The following is a 3,177-nucleotide window of genomic DNA, read 5'->3' as shown; positions in this document are numbered from 1 at the left end:
ATCGGCGCTCATCGCCACCAACACCCGCTGCAACCGCTCAATCAACGCCTCGATACTGGCCGCATCGAACACATCGGCGTCGTAGTCGACGCGAAGACGCAGTTCGCGCCCCGGGGCGATCACCACCGCAAGCGGGTAGTGGGTGGATTCGTGGAAGTTGAACTCAGTGATCACCAACTCGTGATCCCCCACCAGTGCCGCGGCGTCGACCGGATAGTTTTCATAGACGAACAACGTGTCAAACAATTGGTCATGGCCGGTGACGCGGTGAATCTCGTTGAGCGCCAAGTGCTGATGCTCCAGGGTGTGAGTGTGATCGCGCTGCAGCTGATCAATCAGATCAGCGATGGTGGTTGCCGCGCTGATGCGCCCGCGCACCGGAACCGTATTGATCAACAGGCCCACCATCGAATCCGCCCCGACCACCTCGGCCGGGCGCCCCGAGACCGCCGCACCAAAAACGACATCCTGCTGACCGGTCAGCTCGCACAACAGCTGCGCGAAGGCGCCCTGCAACACGATGTTGACGGTGGTATGACGCGAGCGGGCCAACTCGCCAAGGGCCCCGGTGATGTCCTCAGCCACCCGATGCAAGGCCACCCCTCGCTGCCCCACCCCCAGCCGGGCCGGCGACCCCACCAAGGTCGGGGTGTCAAAACCGGCCAACACCTCAGCCCACGCCGCGCGGGCGGCATCAAGGTCACGCTCGGCCAGCCAGCGAACAAAACTGCGATACGACCCGGCCGCGGGCAGCCGCTGCCCGTAATAGCTGGCGAATATCTCCCCCAGCACAATCGGCATCGACCAGCCATCGAGCACAATGTGATGATTCGTGAGCACAAACCGGTGCCGATCCGGCGCCGTGCGAATCAACGCCGCCCGAAAAGCCGGCTGGTGAGCCAGATCGCAGACCACCGCCCGTTCACCGGCGCAGACCCGCTGCACCCGCTGCTCCACATCGCCGCCGCCCTCAACGCCGTCCAACTCGACATATCGCCACGGCACCACCGGATCAGCCGGGATCAGCTGCACCGGCTCATCAAACTGTGCACAAAACCGGGCCACCAAGTTCGGATACCGGCTCACCACCGTATGCACCGCCTCACGCAGCCGATGCGCATCAAGCGGGCCGGTCACGGTGAAATCCAGCTGCACCGCATACCCATCGTCAAGACCCGGGGCGGTGCTGGCATGAAACAGCAACCCCTGCTGCAAAGGACTCAACGGCAACACATCAGCGATGCGGTACTGGCCGCACAGCTCATCCAGCTGCTGCTGGCTTAACCGGGCAGGCGCAATATCCGATGGCGTCAACCCGCCCCCACCGGCGCGCACATGCGCGCAGATACCGGCCAAGGCCTCAAACCACAACCGGCTAACCTCGCTGATCTGCCCACCATCCAGCGCCGAAGGCGCCCACGTCCAATTGGCGTGCAGCCGCGGACCGCTGTCAGACTCCACCGTGCCGGCATTGACGGTCACCGTATGCGCCAACGGCATCGGTATCGCCGTGGCCGCCCCAAGCGACAACCCCTCCTGCCCGATCCGCCACAGCTCACCAGACACCTCACCGGCCCCCGCGCCCAACCGGCCCAAATAGTTAAACCCGATCACCGGATCCGAGCCGGCCAACTCAACATCGGGGTTCAAATAGCGCAGCACACCATAAGACAACGGATCCGGAACGGCCCGAAGCTGCTCCTTGGCGTCCTTAAGCACCGCCCCCAACCCGGGCCCACCGGCGATCACCTGCCCCCAGTCCAGCCCACCAACCGCCAACGACACCGGATATATGGCCGTAAACCACCCCACCGTGCGCGACAAGTCCACATCGGCGCCCAATTCCTCATGACGCCCATGACCCTCCACATCGATACCGATCCGCGCGGCACCAGTACCCAAAAACTGCGCCCACGCCAAGGCGAACCCGATCAACAAAATGTCTTGCACCCCGGCATGAAACGCCGCCGGCACCTCACCCAACAACATCCGGGTGCTCTCCACATCCAACGACACCGACAAATGCCCAGCGCTCACATAGGTATCCACCGCCGGACACACCGCCGGCAACACCGCCGGGGCCGCCGCCACCTGCCGCCACACCTCGGCCTGGCCCACCACCTCCGGACGGCGCGCATACTCGGCCAACAACAACACCCACCGGGCAAACGACGTCCCCGTCGCCGGCAACCCGATCGACTGCCCACCACGATGCTGGGCCCACGCAATGTTGAGATCCTCCAACAGGATCCGCCACGACACCCCATCCACCACCAAATGGTGAACAATCAACACCAACTGAGCCGTGGAGCCCACCCACAACCCACTGAGCATCACCCCAGCCGCCGGGTTCAACCGCGACCGCGCCCCGATCAACGCCTCATCGGATAACACATCCACCGCATGCACACACCCCCGCGCATCCACCGCACCCACCTCGGGCACCCGCAACAACCACCCCCCGGCCCCATCACCATCCACCCGCGCCCGCAACATGGCATGCCGATCCAGCAACGCCTGCAACAACACCACCACGTCGGCCTCGCCCACCCCCGCAGGAGCCTGCAACAGCACCGTCTGATTGAACTGCGCCACCGGGCCATCCACACCGGCCAACCTGCGCATGATCGGGGTCGCCGCCACCGACCCCACACCCTCATCGACCACATCAGCTACGCCATCAGCCACCCCCACCACCCGAGCCAACCGCGCCACCGTCTGCTCGACGAAAACATCCCGCGGCCGACACAACAAACCCGCCGCACGAGCCCGCGCCACCACCTGCATCGACAAAATGCTGTCCCCACCCAGCTCGAAAAACGACTCATCGACCCCGACCCGCTCCAACCCCAACACCTGGGCATAAATACCGGCCAACACCTCCTCAACCGCGCTGCCCGGAGCCCGATACCGATCACCCTCCCGATACTCCGGCGCCGGCAAAGCACGCGTATCCAACTTGCCGTTCACCGTCAACGGCAACGCATCAATCACCACCACCGCCGCGGGCACCATATAAGCCGGCAACCGCTCACCCAACACCGCGCGAACCTCACCCGGATCCGCGCAACCGGTCACATAACCCACCAGGCGTTTATCACCGGGACGGTCCTCACGAGCAACCACCACCGCCTGCTGCACCCCCTCGCAGCCGGCCAACGCCGCACGCACCTCACC

General features: G+C 64.8%; 1 protein-coding gene. It reads right to left on the bottom strand.

All coding sequences use genetic code 11. The features are described from left to right. Positions 1-3,177, bottom strand: a 3,177-nt coding sequence (locus tag AWC06_RS06150) for a condensation domain-containing protein (protein WP_244899032.1), incomplete at both ends; no start/stop codon positions are given.

Source organism: Mycobacterium fragae, assembly GCF_002102185.1.
Classification (GTDB): domain Bacteria; phylum Actinomycetota; class Actinomycetes; order Mycobacteriales; family Mycobacteriaceae; genus Mycobacterium; species Mycobacterium fragae.
Note: the sequence above shows the minus strand (reverse complement) of the source record. Positions and strands in the feature narration are given on the sequence as shown.